At 37.4% G+C, this 19697-nt stretch carries 23 protein-coding genes and 1 pseudogene; all 24 read left to right on the top strand.

All coding sequences use genetic code 11. The features are described 5' to 3' along the window. Positions 1-191 precede the first annotated feature (191 nt). Positions 192-1538 carry a DGQHR domain-containing protein gene (locus AC04Q6_RS15095; RefSeq protein WP_178087516.1) on the top strand — a complete coding sequence of 449 codons (1347 nt, stop codon included), beginning with the start codon at positions 192-194 and terminating at the stop codon, positions 1536-1538. A gap of 525 nt (positions 1539-2063) precedes the next feature. Next, positions 2064-3815, top strand: coding sequence for a DUF2075 domain-containing protein (locus AC04Q6_RS15100; RefSeq protein ID WP_021976871.1), 1752 nt, complete (start codon positions 2064-2066; stop codon positions 3813-3815). A 16-nt stretch (positions 3816-3831) separates the two neighbouring features. After that, positions 3832-4152: a nucleotide pyrophosphohydrolase gene (locus AC04Q6_RS15105; protein WP_021976872.1), complete on the top strand. Its 321-nt coding sequence runs from the start codon at positions 3832-3834 to the stop codon at positions 4150-4152. A gap of 247 nt (positions 4153-4399) precedes the next feature. After that, the gene (locus AC04Q6_RS15110; RefSeq protein ID WP_055066383.1) at positions 4400-4858 is read left to right on the top strand and encodes a DUF6075 family protein; all 459 of its coding nucleotides are present in this window, start codon (positions 4400-4402) and stop codon (positions 4856-4858) included. Next, on the top strand, positions 4858-5034 hold the full coding sequence (locus AC04Q6_RS15115) for a hypothetical protein (RefSeq protein ID WP_178087517.1): 177 nt from the start codon (positions 4858-4860) through the stop codon (positions 5032-5034). The genes AC04Q6_RS15110 and AC04Q6_RS15115 overlap by 1 nt, the downstream gene beginning before the upstream one ends. A gap of 23 nt (positions 5035-5057) precedes the next feature. Beyond that, positions 5058-5834, top strand: a complete 777-nt coding sequence (locus AC04Q6_RS15120; protein WP_015541252.1) for a ParA family protein — start codon at positions 5058-5060, stop codon at positions 5832-5834. Then, entirely contained in the window at positions 5827-6714 is an 888-nt protein-coding gene (locus AC04Q6_RS15125; RefSeq protein ID WP_015541253.1) for a ParB/RepB/Spo0J family partition protein, read from the top strand. Before AC04Q6_RS15120 ends, AC04Q6_RS15125 begins: the two co-directional genes overlap by 8 nt. A 22-nt stretch (positions 6715-6736) precedes the next feature. Then, the gene (locus AC04Q6_RS15130; RefSeq protein WP_021926221.1) at positions 6737-7816 is read left to right on the top strand and encodes a DUF6017 domain-containing protein; all 1080 of its coding nucleotides are present in this window, start codon (positions 6737-6739) and stop codon (positions 7814-7816) included. Further along, the gene (locus AC04Q6_RS15135) at positions 7813-8199 is read left to right on the top strand and encodes a DUF6050 family protein (RefSeq protein ID WP_021926220.1); all 387 of its coding nucleotides are present in this window, start codon (positions 7813-7815) and stop codon (positions 8197-8199) included. The genes AC04Q6_RS15130 and AC04Q6_RS15135 overlap by 4 nt, the downstream gene beginning before the upstream one ends. Continuing rightward, a complete protein-coding gene (locus tag AC04Q6_RS15140; RefSeq protein ID WP_119248302.1) occupies positions 8165-8452 on the top strand; it encodes a DUF6809 family protein in 288 nt (95 codons plus the stop codon). Before AC04Q6_RS15135 ends, AC04Q6_RS15140 begins: the two co-directional genes overlap by 35 nt. Positions 8453-8511: 59 nt before the next feature. Continuing rightward, positions 8512-8706: a hypothetical protein gene (locus AC04Q6_RS15145; protein ID WP_005426607.1), complete on the top strand. Its 195-nt coding sequence runs from the start codon at positions 8512-8514 to the stop codon at positions 8704-8706. Next, on the top strand, positions 8684-8989 hold the full coding sequence (locus AC04Q6_RS15150; protein WP_227094345.1) for a helix-turn-helix domain-containing protein: 306 nt from the start codon (positions 8684-8686) through the stop codon (positions 8987-8989). The genes AC04Q6_RS15145 and AC04Q6_RS15150 overlap by 23 nt, the downstream gene beginning before the upstream one ends. Beyond that, positions 8986-9777 carry a hypothetical protein gene (locus AC04Q6_RS15155; protein ID WP_119248303.1) on the top strand — a complete coding sequence of 264 codons (792 nt, stop codon included), beginning with the start codon at positions 8986-8988 and terminating at the stop codon, positions 9775-9777. The genes AC04Q6_RS15150 and AC04Q6_RS15155 overlap by 4 nt, the downstream gene beginning before the upstream one ends. Positions 9778-9884: 107 nt before the next feature. Next, complete coding sequence (locus AC04Q6_RS15160) at positions 9885-10877, top strand: hypothetical protein (protein ID WP_147343509.1); 993 nt, start codon at positions 9885-9887, stop codon at positions 10875-10877. Positions 10878-10890: 13 nt separating this feature from the next. Next, positions 10891-11994, top strand: coding sequence for a hypothetical protein (locus tag AC04Q6_RS15165; RefSeq protein ID WP_118071608.1), 1104 nt, complete (start codon positions 10891-10893; stop codon positions 11992-11994). A 182-nt stretch (positions 11995-12176) separates the two neighbouring features. Further along, on the top strand, positions 12177-12659 hold the full coding sequence (locus tag AC04Q6_RS15170; RefSeq protein WP_117457903.1) for a PcfB family protein: 483 nt from the start codon (positions 12177-12179) through the stop codon (positions 12657-12659). Between the two features lie 119 nt (positions 12660-12778). Further along, positions 12779-13843, top strand: a pseudogene (locus AC04Q6_RS15175) (type IV secretory system conjugative DNA transfer family protein); the annotation flags it as partial. A gap of 451 nt (positions 13844-14294) precedes the next feature. Beyond that, complete coding sequence (locus AC04Q6_RS15180; RefSeq protein WP_117739480.1) at positions 14295-16169, top strand: DUF4368 domain-containing protein; 1875 nt, start codon at positions 14295-14297, stop codon at positions 16167-16169. After that, complete coding sequence (locus AC04Q6_RS15185; RefSeq protein WP_117739481.1) at positions 16166-16549, top strand: TnpV protein; 384 nt, start codon at positions 16166-16168, stop codon at positions 16547-16549. The genes AC04Q6_RS15180 and AC04Q6_RS15185 overlap by 4 nt, the downstream gene beginning before the upstream one ends. A gap of 10 nt (positions 16550-16559) precedes the next feature. Continuing rightward, on the top strand, positions 16560-16748 hold the full coding sequence (locus AC04Q6_RS15190) for a hypothetical protein (RefSeq protein ID WP_117739482.1): 189 nt from the start codon (positions 16560-16562) through the stop codon (positions 16746-16748). A 14-nt stretch (positions 16749-16762) separates the two neighbouring features. Continuing rightward, a complete protein-coding gene (locus tag AC04Q6_RS15195; RefSeq protein WP_117739483.1) occupies positions 16763-17056 on the top strand; it encodes a hypothetical protein in 294 nt (97 codons plus the stop codon). A gap of 25 nt (positions 17057-17081) precedes the next feature. Further along, entirely contained in the window at positions 17082-17363 is a 282-nt protein-coding gene (locus AC04Q6_RS15200; protein WP_117739484.1) for a hypothetical protein, read from the top strand. A 2-nt stretch (positions 17364-17365) separates the two neighbouring features. Beyond that, entirely contained in the window at positions 17366-17659 is a 294-nt protein-coding gene (locus AC04Q6_RS15205) for a hypothetical protein (protein ID WP_117739485.1), read from the top strand. 491 nt (positions 17660-18150) lie between these two features. After that, entirely contained in the window at positions 18151-19695 is a 1545-nt protein-coding gene (locus AC04Q6_RS15210; RefSeq protein WP_009247522.1) for an ATP-binding cassette domain-containing protein, read from the top strand. Positions 19696-19697: the final 2 nt, after the last annotated feature.

The raw sequence follows: 19697 nt of genomic DNA on the forward strand, positions 1-19697 counted from the left end.
AAAAAGTTGGAATGTGACTGGTGGAGTATGTGATCAAGCATACTCCATTTTTTTAGGATGAGGTGCAAACCTCAGAAAACCCAAACTTTATAAAAATATAATTGACAAAATACAAAAATAGCAATATCATAAAACTATGAATAAATGAGGTGCGCATCTCAATGATCAAAACCTCAAGGAGGAATAATATAATGGAGAAAACAGAGTTTACGCAGGCAAGAAAGAAAACAGAACTTTTATACATGCTGGAAATGATGATGAGAGATCCAGAAGCTCCGGAAGAGAAGAGAAATAATCTGAAAATTTACATAATAAATGTAGATCAGGGACCAAATTCCTGCTTGTATACAACAAAAACAAACGTTGCTTTTCTGAATACATGCATAGAAAGGCTTCCTCGAAATTATGAACATCTGGACGGAATCCAGAGAGCATTAAAACAGAAAAATGTAGATGATATTGAACAGGGACATCTTAAAAGCAGTCGGTACGATACACCGAATTCCGTTACGATCATGCTGAAAGAACAGTGCAACTTTTATGAGCTTCAGGATGTAGCAGGAATGAATGAAATTAAATGTCTGGTGATCCATCTGGACCAGATTTATGAATATTTAAACAGTCCGGAAGCTGAGACAAATGAAGAAGGTTTTCTGATAGATCCGGAAGCTGCGACTATCGGATATATGATTGACGGACATCATAGAAATGAAGGTGCATATAATGCGGCAAAGAAGATAAAAGAAGTAATGGAAGAGAGAGAAATCCAAGATAATGATGAGGTTTATCAGAAATATCAGTATGAATTTCCAACCAGTATTTATATTGGGAGAAGCCGAAAAGACATGGCTGGAATTTTTGGAGGTATCAACAATAAACAGCAGAAACCTTCGGCTATCCACGTGATGGCGATCCGTCAGATGAGCCTGGATCTGGATGAAGAAGAAGATCTGGCAGCACGTGTCATGGAAAAGATGAACAGTGAAAATGACAGTGTACTGAAAGATCGGATCAAGGTATGTGACGGAAGATTACCAAAGGGAGCTCCGGCTACATTCCTGAACAATGCAAAAATGGTAAAGCTGATCACAGACTGGTGGAAGGTTGCCATGAAGAATCCATCTTCCTGGAAATGTAAGGGCACGGACAACAACATTTATACATTTTTGAATGATTATCTTACAGCTTATAAAGAAGTTTTCCCGGAAGCATGGGATAACAAGAACTATGTACTGACAAAAACTATGGGCTTTGATATCATTTTTTCAATCTGCAATCAGCTTACTTTGAACGCTGTGGACATTTCCGGAGTAAACCGACTGCCGGATAAAGATGCATTTGTATCTATCCTTCAAAAAGTATTTTTTACAAAAGATGACAGTGGAAATATGGTACCAGTCGAGGTTGAGCTTGATGGCGAAAATGCAGTTCCATTTAACTGGGAAAGCAGCATCTACGGTTCACATTCCAGTGGAAAGGGAATCAATATCCTGAAAAAAATAGTGGAGCAGCTGATCATAAGCAGAGTGGATCACTGATTGGGCGCAGGTTGTGAGAGGTATTTTTTCGTATTGGTAAAAAATTATATACAGACTTGCTTTTCGGATACAGGGCGTTTCAGTATTGCGCAATATTTGTGCTCATAATTCCAGAACTTATAATTGCACAATACATACGACACCGGAAAATGATACGCTGATTCAAAATAATAGTGCTGTAGTCAGTCTCAAAGCAATGAATCTTCCGGCGGATCGGAAAGGATATTTAAGTGTATAAATGCAGTAGGTTGGCATAAAATAATAAAACAGTCCCAACCAAGCATTTTTGCTCAAATTGGTTAGGCATTCGGCGGAGTGTTAAGACAAGCACTTCGCCATTTTTATTTTGATGAAGAATATTCATAATACAGAGTGATGGTAAACGCTACAGTATAGTCAAGGCTGTATCAGCGGACATCAAAGATGGAATACATCTGTATAAGGATATGATGAAATATTTTATTTGTAATATGAAGAAATATGGAATATACTTAAAGATATATAACCCAAGAGAGGCTAACGAGAATGTGTAGTGTGGCAAAACCAATTATTAAACAAATTAGAGATAGTCGAGAGGCATTGGACTTTTTTGAGACAGTATCATTGCCTGCAGAGGATGAGAAAACGCAGGCTATTATAATGGATTTTCCTACAGTTTATATTCATAATTGGCAGGATTCTGGAGCATTTGAGGTATATGTTGGGGAGACAAATAATATTTTTAAGAGAACACGACAGCATTATGATGCTGCTTTAAATCAGCCAGGATGGCAGAGCAAATTGTTGAAAAAAAATGCAAGTCTTTTTATTATAGGTCATGAACATTTCAATAAATCGTTAACGCTCGACATAGAGAATCGCTTAATGCATTATATGATGAGTGTAGAGCGTGTGAAACATGTATATAATTTAAGAGATAATCCGCAAACGAGTTATTACCCTATGGAAGAATTTGATGAAATATTCAGCAAAATTTGGAGAGGACTCAGAAAAGAAAATAAAGATTTATTTCCGACAGAAAGCGCAATAAAAGATTCAGCAATATATAAAGCGTCACCACTTCATAAACTAACTAAAGAACAGGAAGAGGCAAGGGAACTTATTATCCAAAAAGTTTCTGAGGCACTTGAAAAAGAAGAAACGAAGCAACTGATTTTTATTGATGGTGAAGCTGGAACGGGAAAGACTGTTTTAACTAGTAGTACATTTTATGAATTATATTGTCAGGCAGAGGAGAGTAATAAAGAATTAAAATGCCAGTTGTTGGTTAATCATGATGAACAGATTATAGTATATGAGCAAATAGCAGAGAAGCTTGGGCTGACAGAAAAATACGGGAAGGTTGTTAGTAAACCCACGACTTTTATCAATAATCATTCAGAAAATGATCCTATCGATGTGGCATTTGTTGATGAAGCGCATTTGCTTCTTACACAAGGCAAACAGTCATATCGAGGTGAAAATCAGTTGAGAGACATTATAGATAGAGCTCGTGTGACGGTAGTAATGTTTGATGAAAATCAGATTCTCACAACAGAGCAGTTTTGGGAATCTCAGATTCTTGAGAAGTACAGAAACCAAGCAAAAGCGGAAAATAATCATATCGCATTATATAAGCAACTTCGTATGCAGGTAGATTTTGCAACAATGGATTGGATAGATTCCTTTACAAAAGAGAGATGCTTAAAGAAAATTCCAGATACATTTGGAGGATATGACATCAAGGTATTTGATAAGCCTGAATTGCTTGATGTGGAGATTCAGAAAAAAGCAAAAGAAAGTGATTCGATGTTGTCAAGGGTGATTGCAACTTATGATTGGGAATATAGCTCAAATCATAGACCAGAGGACAGGCTTATGAGGTATTGGGAAGTACTGATTGGAAAATGGCATAAGCCTTGGAATAGGGAGTTGGAGTCTGAACTTACAAGAAAAGAAAAAAGAGCTATTAAAGGATTAGCGTGGGCTGAACAACCGCAAACGATAAATGAAGTTGGTTCAACATTTACAATTCAAGGATTTGATCTTAATTATGCCGGAGTTATTCTTGGACCATCTGTGAAATATCGTAATGGAAAGGTAATATTTGATCCTTTGGAAAGTTGTAATGAGAAGGCAATTCGAAATAGAACATTATCTGATGGAACAAAACAGAAATTTGGTGAAATACTAATTCAGCATGAAGTGAGAGTCTTAATGACACGAGGAGTTAATGGAATGTATATTTATGCCTGTGATCCAGAACTTCAGAAAGCGTTATTAGAAGCAGCAAAATAAAGGAGTAAGTTTAATTATGAAGCAGGAAACAATAGATAGAATCAGAAAATTTACAGAGGACAGAGACTGGGAGCAGTTTCATTCGCCAGCAAACCTTGCAAAATCTATCGTAATTGAGGCGGCAGAGTTATTGGAGTGCTTCCAGTGGTCTGATGAAGAATATGATCTGCAGCATGTCAAGGAGGAGTTGGCGGATGTTTTGGTTTATAGTCAGAATCTGTTAGATAAGCTGGAACTGGATGTGGATGAGATTATAAATATGAAGATGTCGCAGAATGAAGCAAAGTATCCGGTAGAAAAGGCAAAAGGGAGTGCGGTCAAGTACGATCAGCTGTAACAGTAGAGAAGGAAGAGGAGTTATAAGAACATGATAAAAGTTTTATTCGTGTGCCACGGCACTACCTTAGCAAAATTCTGAAAAACCTTGATTTTACAGTATATTTTTGAACCAGTAGGGATGTTTTACTAAGTTTTTACTAAAGAGAGGAATCCCTAGCACGAATTTAGAAAAGTAACATATAGTATGACCTTATTAATTGGTAGAACAATTGGTAAGGTCCTTTTTTATTTCAAGGAGGTTCAAAATGAAAAGTACAGCGTTAGGAGCAGAAAACATTATTTTTATCAGTGATGCACATGAAAAATTCTACTATGAAAAATTACAAGAAGTACGGTATCAGGATGTGTACCATAAGGCATTGTGTTATTGTCTGGGTATTAATGGAGATACCAGAAAAAATGCTGACAGAATTTATAATTTTAAAACGGGGTCTGTTAAAACGAAATGTTTACATGAAGGATGGCAGACAAGCGGTAGCTTAAAAGTGGTAAGGATGGCATTTAATCTGTACTGTAACAGCACGCCAAGCGTTTGGGATTATGAAGATGCAGAGGAACAGGTAAACGAGTGCAGACAGTATACAGTAGAGGATATCTTCTGCTGTGCATATGCACCATATTTTTGGCAGGCAATACAGATCCGTTATCCGGAATATGTAGTGTACAATCAAAAGTTACATGCCATGCTTGGAGGAATAGATTAATGCTGAAAGTGAGACTGATGGAAACAAAAAATGATATTGCATGGTTTCAGAAAATCCTGCAGCGTCATCCTAAAATTGAAGTTATGGAATTATCGGAACTTTATTCCAATAAAGGGACGAGCAAATATTATAGAGCTTATGCTGAAATTGAAAAAAGTAATGTAAATAAAAAATAGTAGAAAAACAGGAGAATTATATCATGTGCAAAATAATCGCAATCGCAAATCAAAAAGGTGGAGTAGCAAAGACTACAACTACTATTAATCTTGGAGTAGGACTGTCTAAGGTTGGAAAACGTGTAATGCTGATAGATGCTGATCCACAGGGACATTTGACAATGGGACTTGGTTTTCCAAAGAACTTAAGGGTAACATTGAAAACAATGATGGAAAATATCATTATGGGATTAGAATTTGATCCCAGGGAAGCAATTTTACACCATGAGGAAGGAATAGATGTAATTCCATCTAATAAACTTCTTTCGGGAATGGACATGTCATTATTTACGGTAGAGGACAGAGAAAAAGTCTTAAAAGAATATCTGGAACTTTTGGAAAATGATTATGACTATATCCTGATTGATTGTATGCCCTCGTTGGGAATGATGACAATTAATGCGTTAAGTGCGGCTGATAGCGTTTTGATTCCGGTGCAGCCTCAATACTATGCGGCAGATGGCCTCATGGAATTACTGAAAGTTGTGAAAGGCATTCATCAGAGATTTAATCCTGATTTACAGATTGAAGGGATTCTGTTTACAATGGACAGCAGTCATTATAATAATTCAAAGAGAAATAAGCAGGCAGTACGAGATGCTTATGGAGCAGAGATTAGAATTTTTGATCAGACGATTCCAAGAACAGAGGCTCTTGCCGAAACTGCATCAGAAGGTGTCAGTATTTTTTCTTATTATGCAAAAGGAAAAGGTGCGTACAGTTATCAGGCACTTGTCCAGGAGGTGCTGAATCATGCGTAAACCTAAGAAAGAAATTCAGCTTACTTCTTATGATGAATTGCTTGGAATCAATGAAGCCGAACAGAATACTCTTAATCAGATTGTTGAAGTGCCATTAAATGAGTTACATCCTTTTAGAAATCATCCATTTCATGTAAATGATGATGAAAAAATGGCTGAAACAGTAGAAAGTATCAAGAATTATGGCATCTTAAATCCTGCATTGGTACGTCCTCGCGCAGAGGGAGGATATGAACTGATTGCTGGTCACAGGAGAAAACGTGGTTGCGAACTGGCTGGAAAAAGTAAAATGCCAGTACTCATACGGAACTATACCGATGATGAAGCCGTAATCGTTATGGTGGATTCTAATATACAGAGAGAAAATTTGCTTCCAAGCGAAAAGGCATATGCTTATAAGATGAAGATGGATGCAGTAAAACATCAAGGCATAAAAGAGGAAAACGCAGTTTCTGTTGACAGTGCAGATCTGGTTGGACAGGCTGCAGGTGACAGTGGAAGAACCGTTCAGCGTTACATACGCTTGACCTGTCTTATTCCGGAATTGCTGAAATTGTTGGATGAAGGAAAGATTAATTTTACAGTAGGTGTTTCATTAACCTATTTATCAGAAATGGAGCAGATTTGGGTGAAAGACTGCATAGTGTCTGGAGCAAGCTCTGTTACAGGTTCAATGGCAACAAAACTGAAGCAATACAGCGATGAAGGTAATCTGACAGAATTAGCGGTACAGCTTATTCTGAATGAAAAGAAAACAGAGACAGGAAAAGTTACTTTAACTGAAAAGAAAATACGAAAGTATTTTCCAAAGGAATATAACAGAGAGCAGATTGAACAGGTTATCTATGAACTGCTTGATAACTGGAAGAAAAGCCAATAACGAGGGAAGGAGGAAAAGCAAAATGGCAAAATCCGAAAGCACAAAAATAGAGTTTGGTTATTTTCACGATTATGAATCGGAACAGTTTGCTTTTTACCGTATTCCCAAAGTATTATTCACAGATGAATATTTCCGTAATCTGTCCAGCGATGCAAAGGTTCTTTATGGGCTGATGCTGGACAGAATGGCTTTATCTATCAGACATCAGTGGTTTGATGAAGAGGGGAAGGTTTATATTATTTTTACTGTTGAACAGGTTATTCAGTATATGAATTGTGGAAGAGATAAAGCAATGAAAACGCTTGCAGAACTGGATACCAAAAAGGGAATCGGATTAATTGAAAGAGTCAAACAAGGATTTGGTAAACCGGATATTATTTATGTAAAGAACTTTATTTTAAGGACATCAAAAGATGTTAAAAACAATGATGAATCCGAAGAGAGTATTCAACAAAATCGAGAGGTCGAAGAAGTCGACTTATCGGAGTCGGAAAAATCGACTTATCGTGGTCGGAAAAATCGACTTCAAGGGGTCGGAAAAACCGACTTCAAGAGGTCGGAAAATACGACTTATCGTGGTCGAAAAATCAGAACTACAGAAGTCGGAAAAACCGACCCTAATAATACTAATTATAATTATACTGATATTAGTAATACTGACAGAAGTAATACTGATCTTATCAATCTTTCAGATTCTTCCGAACAGCAGTCAATGGATTTGATGGAAGAGATGGAGTTATTCCAGATGAATACTGCACTTGTAAAAAGAAATATTGAATATGACTGTCTTGTACAACGATGCAGACTGGGGGAACAGCAACAGTTGGATGAAATTGTGGCACTAATTGTGGAAACAATCAGCATAGAACGGGAGAATATTACGATCAGTGGAGTGAAATACCCATATCAGTTCGTAAAAAGCAGATTATTGTTGCTGGAAGAAAGCCACATAGAGTATGTACTTGACTGTCTGCATGAGAATACCAGGGAAGTAAAGAACATAAAAGCGTACTTGCTTACCTGTCTTATGAATTCAATAACGACAATAGGCAATTATTACCAGGCAAAAGTAAATCATGATATGTACGGAGGTGACATATGAGAGGAAAAGAAATTATAACAAAATTGATAATTCCTGGTGCAATAGCTATGATTATCTGCTTAATTGTTCACCCTATGTGCATGAATGGTGAAATATTAGACTGGAGAAAATTATTGCTTTTTGTGGGAATACCTTTCGGAATCCAGAAAATGTTTTTGCTGGTTGTTCCAAGAAATGTGGGGACAGGGGAAATGCTTGGTTTGTTGGTACTTAAACTGATGGTAGGAAGTTTGATTGGAATAGGGGTTCTTGCCTGGCGATTATTAGCTGTAGCAGGAATTTTGCTAAAAAACGGCATTTCTGGAATTATATGGATCATAAAAAGACTGAAAGAAATGGTGATCAAAAATGAGCGAAAAGCAACTGGAAAAATTGTATTATAGCATTTATCCAATGAATCAATGTGAAACACAAAGTAAAAGTTATGAAGAGACAAAGGAACTGTGTGAAACATTAGAAAAGGAAATGATAAGTCTAATGAGTCCGGATCTGCAGGCAATGTTTGAGGATTACAAGGAATATATTTTAAATCTTAAACAAACAGAACAGAGAGACGCTTACATAGATGGATTAGCGTTTGGGATTCGCACAATTTCGGAAGCCTTTTTACATGAGAACAAAAATAGAATATGGTGATTGAAAAAGCAGTCTGTCAAGGCTGCTTTTTCTGTACCGCTTACATAGGAGAATGAGATGTGATTGATTTGATAATTATTATTATGGCAGGAATAGTGCTTTTGTTTTTACTGTCTTGTTGCTTTATGGTTGCAAGGCTGTTGGATGAGGAAATATCTATGTATGGATATGAAGGAAAAGAAAACTGGGAAAGGGAACAACTTCCCGACAAATTGTCGAGAAGTTCAACAGATGAAAGACATGGAGATAAATGAAAAGATTCGTTATTTTCGGAAACAGAGAGGGCTATCGCAGGAGCTGCTTGCAGAACGAACAGGAATTAATGTGAATACAATTCGGAAGTATGAAATAGGCATACGAAAGCCGAAAGTAGAACAATTAAAGAAAATTGCGGATGGACTTGAAATTAGTGTAATAGAATTTTTGGATATTGAAATAGAAAATGAAGCGGACTTGATTGCTATGCTGAAAAAAATCAGTCCGTTTTTTAAATGGGACGGATTGCTTCATGTATTGGTGGGGGAAAAGTTTTTATGATTGGTGTTGGAAGTGCATTGGTATCACTGTTGCTGATCTTTGTTTGTTATTCACTGACACTGACAGCGAAAAGAGCAGATGAAAATTTATTGATGATTTGTGAAAAGAATCAGAAAAATGAAGAAGAGAGAGGAAACCGAGAAATGGAATCACAGAGAGACATTTTAAGAGTAATTGAAAAAGAAATCAAAAAAGGAAGTGCGCCAGTTGCATTTGCAGGTTTGGGGTTTTCCGAGGAATGTTATCATTTGGTAGATAGTCAGGCTAAGATGAACCAACTTTTAGATTATTTTTTTCGCAATGAAGAATACGCAGCTTTGGCAGAGCGGCAGGTGAAAAGTAATATCTATGCAGAAATGGGCAAAAGGCTGAATTTCCGTAGTGCCAGATCTGATCGAGACAGAAAGAATATGGAGGTAGCGGCAAAACGATGGATTAAGAAAAAGCATCCAACATTTGATGGTGATGTATATGTCGAAAATATCCGGTGTTTTCTGGACATTTCCCAAGAAGAGTTAGAAAAACGTAAATGTACAGTCAATGAACAGGATACGACAGCACTTATTTTCAGCCAGAAACATCTTGAAGCATTATACTTGCAATGTCTTATGCACAGACGAAATGCGATGCAAGAGATTCCGGAATTAAAAGGTTTGTCAGAAACGTGCAATCGAATTTATAAATTACAGGACGTAGATGTATTATTCCAGTGCTTGTTGATGGATCAGATGGATTGGGAAGAAGAAAAGTTATATGTGCAGTTCAGCACGATATATATAATAAAATAACAAAGAATAAGAATTTACTATGCTGATTTGCGGACAAAATTTTTGAACTATGGTATTATTAAAAATAATATTGAGAAAGTTGGGTCAGTGAAATGTATGAGTATGAAATGAGTGAGAAATTATTTATGGACATTTGGGAAAAATATGGATGTCCAGAAGAAGTAAGTGTTCCTTTGACAATTTATAATATTTTGAATGACATAATTGTTAAAAGTAAACATTGGATAGTATTGGATCATTATTCACATATAAATTTTGATGAAGTGAAAAAAGTGGAATATGATGAAAAGACGGGAATTTTCAAATTGTTTTGGTTAGACAATAATTCTTTTAGGGAAAAAAATTTACGTCATGAAATAGAAGAATTTGAAATGCTTATATGGCAAACAAGTGGCTATTGTACGTACGAATATATTGCATTAGATATAAATAAGCTTCGTTTTGTGAAGAGAAAGAATCATTTATATGTTCTTATGCAAGCAAATGTGACAAGTGAAAAAGAAATGAGATCGAAGGTAATTGGTAAAAATGAAATTATACGTGTTGATAATTGTACAGAGGAATTATATGCACGTTATGTATTTTGGGAGGGGGATAAAGAAAATTTAATCAAAGTAGAATGTATAGCGAATAATTTACCATATTATGTGTGTCTTATTCAACCTAAAGAAGGCGTAAAAAGTACATTTGAATCTAAACAAATTTTATTAACATATACGTTGGAAGAAATTGATAAAAGACTGAAAAAGGTTGGTGTAGCATTAAAGGAAGATATTGAGGATAGAGATGAAATATTTTCAAAAGGGAATACTATAAGAAATATTTTAGAATATACGTTGAAACATTTCTGTGTTATTAGAGGAATAGAAATAGATATAGAGCAAAAATATGGACATATAGAACTTGGAGAATTAAGAAAAAAGATAAAAGATATTCCTAATATCAATATACCTCAAAGTTTGATTAATACAGCAAATGAATTATCCCATGATTCAGGTAAAAAATATAATATTGAAAATGTAAGAGAATTTTATGGTGATGTTTGCGAATTAGTCAAACAAATTAAAGATGCAATTTGGACAGAAGAAGATGATTTGTGATTGAGGAGCATTTATGGAAAATTTATTTACACATTTTGATTTAACTGAGTTTCCCCAAATTGATAAAAAAGAGAGAAAAGAAGAGATTATAGAAGCTCAAAAAAAAGTAAAAAAAATATTAAAAGACAGCAGAAACCAGGCGAAGAAAAAAACGTGTTATTATTGTGGAAAACCATGTGATGGATTTTGCAATTCTCATACTGTTCCTGCATTTTGTTTGAAAAATATAGCAGATAAAGGAAAGGTATATTATGCTAATACTATAATAGATTTACCGATATTAAAAGCTGATAAGGGTGTCAATGAAGCGGGGACTTTTCATTTAATTTGTAGAGAATGTGATGGAAAAATATTCCAAGATTATGAAGAACCTTTGAATTATGAGGATATGCCTACAATAAAAATGCTTGCTCAAATTGATATGAAAAATAATTTAAAATTCATAAGCAAACGATTAATGGAGAAAGAATTGTATGATCTAATGTATGAAAGAATGGGGGCAAGTACAGACTATGTTTTTCAAAAACAAAATATCAGTGATCTAGACCTAAAAGAGTACGAAGATTCTTTTAGACATGCAAAAAAATGTGCATTAAAACCTTTTACGGGAGAATATTATATTGGCTTTTATAAAAAATTAGAGTATCGTGTTCCTGTTGCTTTCCAAGACTTTATTGCAATGATTGCAGATTTAGAAGGGAATATTATAAATAATATCTATAATAAAGATCCTAAATATGTCATAAGAAATATTTCGCTTTGCATTTTTCCGTTTGAAAAAAATAGTATTATTATGTTGTTTGTTGACAAATATAATAGACGATATAGTAAGTTTTTCAAACAATTACAAAGACGTAAGAATACAGAGGAAGAATTGGCAATAATTAATTATATTTTGTTTTCTTATTGTGAGGACTATTTTATATCGCCAAAAGTGGAAAAGGACATATTAGAAAAATTAAAGAGACTTATGGGAAAAACATCCAGTATGTTGTCTGGTGTTCCTACGACAATTGATGAACAACTTGAGGCAATAAAGAAAGTTTATAATTTTAGTGAACGAAATATAGTTCCCAATTTATTATCAAAAGAGTATGCAATAACGGTTGAAAATTGAATAAAATAATTGTTAAAATCGGCAAATTCTAGTGTTTTACAGGATATGCTGATTTTTTTGTAAATAACTTCTCGACAATTTGTCGGGAAGTGGAAAGGAGCCAAATTCCGATGAAAATATATCTCCCCCATCTGTTAGTGCCACCGTAATTTGCTGATCGGAATCGAAAGGAGGCGTGCAAATTGCAGGAAGAAGTTACACAGAAAACAATCGCATTGTCGGTTAAAACTGCAAGAGTGACTGCCGACGTGTTAAAAAATATGCTGCGGAAGTATCTGTCAGGACAGAAGCAAAAGGGAAAGAATCCTTACAAGGTTGGAAAACAGTCATACAAAGAACTGAAAAGCCAGGGTTCTGGTTTATCCAATATTGAAATCACAGATGGAAATATCAAGTCTTTTGAGCGTGTGGCGAAGAAATACCGCTTAGATTTTGCCTTGAAAAAAGACAGTTCAACCAAGCCACCGACCTACTATGTGTTTTTTAAAGGGCAGGATACAGAAATGATGAATCTGGCATTTAAGAAATATTTAGGTGTCCAGATGAACAAAAAGGATAAACCATCTATTATGAAAAAACTCATGCACTTTAAGGATGCTGTGTCTAAAGGAAAGAACAGAGAACGAGCAAGAGAACAGCAGAAAGACAGAGGGCAGAGTTTATGACGGAGAAAAAACAGCAGCATAAGAAAAAAAGAGGAAAAATTCAGCATATCAGAGGTTCTCCGAAAAAGAGAAAAATATCTGGAAAAGCTGTTTTTTCTTCAGAGAGTATCCCAGGAAAAATGCTTGCGGATGTGAAAAATCTGATCACGGATAAGGCAAGTGAATTGAAGAGGGCAGATCAGAAAAAGCTGTTTTTAGCTAATTTCCCCTATCTGATGTTTGCCTATTTTTTCAATAAGATTGCCTGGTTGTATCGGGTAAACACCGGAGCAACTTCCTGGGATAAATTTATGAATACCATTACTTATTTTGAACTGGCATTTCAGAATCTCTGGCCAAGTTTGAATCATATAGATTTGTTGTGTGGAATCGCAGGCGGCGTGGCTGTAAAGCTTATTATTATTTACCGCACGAAAAATGCCAGGAAATATCGGCTGGGTGTGGAGTATGGTTCTGCCAGATGGGGAACAGAAAAAGATATACGACCATATGCTGATCCTGAATTTGAAAATAATATTATTCTCACAGAAACAGAGAGTCTTACTATGTCAAGCAGACCAAAGAATCCGAAATACGCCAGGAATAAAAACATTCTGGTAATTGGCGGTTCCGGTTCTGGAAAAACCAGATTTTTTGTAAAGCCTAACATTATGCAGATGCATAGCTCTTATGTGATTACTGATCCGAAGGGAACTGTGCTTCTGGAAGTTGGCAGTATGCTGGCAAAAGGCAGTCCAATGACGGATGAGAATGGAAAAATCGTGCGGGACAAAGAGGGAAAAGTTATATACGAACCGTATAAAATCAAAGTTTTGAATACAATTAACTTCAAAAAATCCATGCACTATAATCCATTTGTATATATCCGCAGTGAAAAAGATATTCTAAAACTGGTAACAACCATTATTGCTAACACCAAAGGTGAAGGGCAGCAATCGGGTGAGGATTTTTGGGTAAAGGCGGAAAAACTTTATTATTGTGCCCTGATCGGTTATATCTGGTATGAAGGTAGGGAAGAGGAAAAGAATTTCAATACGTTGCTTGCAATGATTAATGCGTCAGAAGCCAGGGAAGATGATGAGAATTTCAAGAATCCAGTAGATCTGATGTTTGATGAACTGGAGCAGAAAGACCCGAACCATTTTGCGGTAAGGCAGTACAAAAAATACAAGCTGGCTGCCGGTGTTATAAGCTTGAAGAGACTTCTTAATCATCATTTTTTAAGAAATTGGAGCTCCAAAATGATTAAAAAGTCTCTTGAGGCTTATTTTTTGCCAAAATACAAAATTGTACTTTTTTAAAAACATTCTCAAAGGATGGCAACATTTTGCCTCGCCAGTCTGGATATAGTGTAAGGAGTTTTTCAAACCGACACAAAATCCAGAGAAATTTAAAAAAGTTACGTTACTACCTTGTAAAACAGCGTCCGAAAGATGGGTTAAGTGAGAGGAACTTTTTTGAAGATCCTTACACGAACCTTGACAACGGAGCAGCCTGCCCATAGTGATACCAGATTTGAATGTGCATTCAGCGTGTCGTTTCTGGCAAATACGTCCCGGAAACATCGGAACCCGGTACAGGAACGGATATGGAATGAAAACAGGCAATGAAAAATGAAAGGAAGGAGGAAAACGGATGCAGGAGAAACTTACCGCATTGTATGAACGTCTCAGCCATGATGATGACCTTATGGGCGAGAGCAACAGTATATCGAACCAGAAGCAGATGCTTTCAGAATATGCCGAATCCCATGGACTTACCCCATATATCCATTTTACGGATGATGGCATATCCGGCACAAGATTTGACCGCCCGGGATTTGTCAGCATGATGGATGCCATCAAAGCCGGGCAGATCGGGACGGTGATCATAAAGGATATGAGCCGGTTGGGACGTGATTATCTGATGGTCGGTCAGATTCAGGAAATGCTGCGCCAGAAGCAGGTTAGGCTGATCGCTATCAATGATGGTCATGACAGTCTGAATGGGGATGATGATTTTCTTCCTTTCCGAAACATTATGAATGAGTGGTATGCGAAAGACACGAGCAAAAAGATCCGGTCTACCTTTAAGGCAAAAGGCAATTCCGGGAAGCACGTTGCAAGCACCACACCATACGGATATCTGAAAGACCCGGAAAATAAGGAACACTGGATCGTGGATGAAGAGGCTGCACAGGTTGTTCGCAGGATTTTTCAGATGACAATGGACGGATATGGTCCTTACCAGATCGCAAAGAAGCTGAAAGAAGATCAGGTGGAGATCCCGGCAGTACACATGGCAAGGCATGGGGCAGGATTATGGCAGGGAAGAGTGGACGAGATCAAAGACCCCTATGCGTGGGGTTCGTCGACGGTGGCAGGGATCCTGAGAAAGAGGGAATATCTTGGTCACACTGTTAATTTCAAGACCAGAAAGCATTTTAAGGACAAAAAGAGCCATTATGTGTCAGAAGATAACTGGACAGTATTTGAGGACACGCAGGAAGCGATCATTGATCAGGAAACCTTTGATAATGTCCAGAGAATCCGGAAGAATGTCCGCAGATACCCGGACGGATGGGGAGAAGCACATCCACTGACAGGGCTGATGTATTGTGCCGATTGCGGGGCAAAAATGTATGTGCACCGGGTAAATAATGGGAAAAGAATCCCACAATATACCTGTTCTGCATATAGCAAGGTTCCGGTTGGAACACTCTGCCCGACACAGCACAGGATTAATGCGGATATTGTGATGGAGCTGATAAAAGACCTGCTGAAAGCTATCGCAGAATATTCCCATCTGAACCGGGAAGAGTTCATTGAGACAGTGAAGACAACACAGAATTCCCAGCAGTCCAGTGAAATCGTGAGGCTGAAAAACAGGATAGCAGAAGCGAAAAAGCGTCTGCAGGAACTGGAAAAACTGATCTGCCGAATATATGAGGATAATATCCTCGGTAAGCTGCCGGACGAACGTTACGCAGTCCTTGATGGGCAGTATTCCAAAGAACAGAAAGAACTGACAGCGGAAATTTCAGAATTGGAAGCAGAGGTAGCCGGATATGAAAATGGCAGACGGTCTGCGGAAAGATTTATTGCACTGGTGGACAAATATCAGAATTTTGATGAACTGACCACATATATGCTGAATGAGTTCGTGGAAAAGATTCTGGTGCATGAGAGGGACAGGAAAGGAAGCCAGCAGACCACACAGGAGATTGAGATTTATTTTAATTTTGTGGGAAGGTATCTTCCACCGCATTTTGGAGAAGTCCAGCTGACACCGGAAGAGGAAGAAGAATTACGAAAGCGGGAAGCCAGGAAGGACAGGCTGCACCAGAATTATCTGAGGCGGAAGGCAAATGGAAAACAGAAAGAATACGAAGACAAAGTAAAAGAAAAAAGAAAAGCCGAGATCGAGGCGAAGAAGGAAGCAATCCGGCAGGAAGATATTACGAAAGGTGTGTTTGTTCCAGTGTCGATGCTTCCGGCTGCAGAACCAAAGAAAGGGGTGGTAAATACATGAAAGAATTGAAACCGATGATACATGATGAAAAGAACGGACTGGATTATATCCTTGTGGGAGATTATTATATCCCGTTGATTCGTGTGGCGGAAGAAACCAGAGATATTGGTTTCTATGGAAGCCTACGCAGGAATTTTCTGAAAGACTACCGGCAGGCTTTGTATTCCCAGCTTATGCTGACAGGAAAGCTTTGGACGTATCTGGCTGACCTGAATGAAATCTGCGTGGAACGCAGGGACAGCATGATGGATCAGATGATGGAAGCAGAGGGTGTCACAGAGGAATTAAAGGGAAAAGACCAGATGGAATGGCTTCGCAGGGTAAATAACATCCGCAACAGAGTGGATGAAGTAATCCTGACACAACTGGTCTATGTATAGGGGGATGCTTATGAGATACCGAATTGAATACGCAGATGGTCGTTGCTGTAATTTCGCCAACAGCCGGAAAGACCTTCTGGAATGGCTGAAACTTTTAAAGGATGAAGAGATCACAGATATTCGGAAAATCTACAAAAACGGTGTGACGGATTCCGTACTTGAAAAGTATCAGAATTATCTGGATAAAAATGCCGGATAGGAAGGAGAAACAGGATGAAAGCCATCCGATTTATTTTAAGAATAATATTGTTGCCTGTGATGGCTGTTCTGGTAGTAATAAGACTGTTTGTGGAGTTCCTTGCAGGAATATCAGCAGTTATCTTCCGGGTAATTGCAGGAATTTTTCTTCTGACCGCCCTGCTAAGCTATGGCTTTGGTCTGGAAAGTTCCGGGGAATGCCTGAAAATCGTATTGGCTGGCTTTCTGTTTTATCTCCTGCCATGTACGGTTGAAATTGTGATTGCGGGAATCGTCTTTTTAGCAGAATGGATTCGCTCTTTTACATAGGAAGAGGGCAGAAAGGGACACGATTATGAAAAGAGAATTAGTGGAGAGCTACTTCGACTGGAATGAGATCAGGCTTGAGGCATATTTACGGATTGATCCTCAACTGATTGAACTGGAAGGGGAATGCGAGAAAACGATGGATGAATTGAAGCCATACATAGAGAAATACGGTCATGAGTTCTGGACGATTATTGACCGGATCATATCGGCAAGACATGCAGTAGAAGCCTATATCAGCCGGGAAATGTATATCCGGGGATTTCTGGATTATGAACGTCTGGTATGTGAGATAGAAAGGGATGTATGAGGATGAAAGAGGAAGCATTAAAGGGATTTGTGGATTTTATCATTCAGGAACGGATGCAGAGTGCATTCAGCCAGATGAAAGCCGGGAAAGAACCGGATGACAAGGATGATGTGGAACAAAAGTATGAGGAAGCGGTGGCATTGCTTCCAAAGGATAAACAACAGGCAGTCCAGGCATACTGCGATGCTATTTTTGACAGCGGTGCGTATGCTGAGCAGTTCTTTTATCGGTTGGGACTGAAGGATGGGATTCGGTTGTATAAGACAGTAAAAAGTATCATCAAGGGAATATCTTAAATGGATTGGAAAATGTTATTTAAAATTTACATGTCTTACCATAACTCGGAAAACATATGGAATAAGGAATTTTTTTGTGATATACTGTTCTAAAAATCGTTGTCTGGCGATTTGGTGAATCCCGATAGATTATTTTATAGGGAACAGAAACTTTGAATTTGCACTTCCATAAGGTGAAATGTATTGACACAAAAAATACAGTATGATAGTATTGCCATTAGAAGAAAGAAAGGCACATTTTGTGTAAGGTGAGGAAATGATTAATAGATAATTTGATTTAAGTAAGACACATATAGTTATTGAGCCTGTAGAGAATAGGTTTGTTTTGTGTACGCTTAAGTTGGATTATCGCAAGAGGCATTTCCTTTGTTTTCCTTTTGGAAAAGAAATAAGGGTCTATTTAGCGAGTCTATTTTTGCGTATGCAAAAAAGACTCGTTTTTGTGTGTTCAAAATAATAATTGGCTCAGACTTCGAAAAGGAGAAACTTTAATGTTGCAGATAAAAAAATTAAATTTAACACATAAAAAAGACCTGAGAATAATTCTTAATGATTTCAACCTTGTGCTAAATGATGGAGATAAGGCAGTTATTATTGGAGAAGAGGGAAATGGGAAATCGACATTAATGAAGTGGATATACAATCCGTCGCTTGTAGAAAACTATATAGAAGCAGATGGGGAAAGGATAATGGGACACGAACGTCTTGGTTATCTTCCGCAGGAGATGCTCGATGAAGATAAGGAAAAAACAATATACGAATATTTTTCTGAAGAGGAAATATTCTGGGAGAAAACGCCTAAAGAATTGTCTGTTATTGCGGGAAAATTTGGAATGAAAAATGATTTTTTCTACAGTAACCAGACAATGGGTAGTCTTTCAGGAGGCGAAAAAGTCAAGACACAACTTATGAGGCTTTTCATTCGCGATGTTTCTGTGCTGTTGTTGGACGAACCTTCCAATGACATCGACATTGCGACGCTTACATTACTGGAAAAAATCATAAATGACTGGAAGCACATTGTGCTTTTTATTTCACACGATGAAACGCTGATAGAGCGTACTGCCAACATGGTGATACATATCGAGCAGATTATACGAAAAACAAAGGCGAGATATACCGTGGCAAAGCTTCCCTATAGACGCTATGTGGAAGAACGGCTTCATAAATTTGAAATCCAAAAACAGCGGGCACTGAGTGACCGTAGGGAGAAAAAGATTCGCGATGAAAAATATCAAAGAGTTATGCAGAGTGTACAAGGTGCATTAAGAAGTTGTACCAGACAAGCACCGTCTGTTGCCAAAAACTTAAAGGACAAAATGCATACGGTTAAGGCAATGGAACGAAGATTTGAAAAAGAAGATGAAAATATGACTCAGATGCCGGAACAGGAAGAAGCAATCTTTGTCAAATTAGGGGATGAAAACTCACACATTCCCGCAGGAAAAACGGTCATAGAATATGAACTTTCAAAGCTTGTGACTCCGGATGGCAAAAGAATTTTAGCAGAAGGAATTCATTTAAAAATAAAAGGTTCAGAAAAAATCTGTATGATAGGAGCCAACGGGGCAGGAAAAACGACTCTTCTAAAAAAGATAGCGGAAGAACTCCTAAATCGGAATGACATTAAAGCAGAATATATGCCTCAAACTTATGAAGACCTGCTGGATTTGGATGTTACACCGGTTGATTACCTTGATAAAACAGGAGATAAAGAAGAGCGTACAAGAATTAGAACATACCTTGGTTCACTTAAATACACACCAGATGAAATGGAGCATCCGATTCGGGAGTTATCAGGCGGACAAAAGGCGAAAGTGCTTCTCTTGAGGATGAGCTTAAGTGGTGCAAATGTTCTTATTCTGGATGAACCGACAAGAAATTTTTCACCATTGTCCGGTCCGGTAATAAGAAAAATGCTCCGAGAATTTCCGGGGGCTGTCATTAGCATTTCTCACGATAGAAAGTATATTGAAGAGGTGTGCGATAAAATATATCAGCTAAATCCTAATGGATTACAGCTAATTGGTGATTGATA

This window comes from Blautia sp. HA9023, assembly GCF_056504095.1.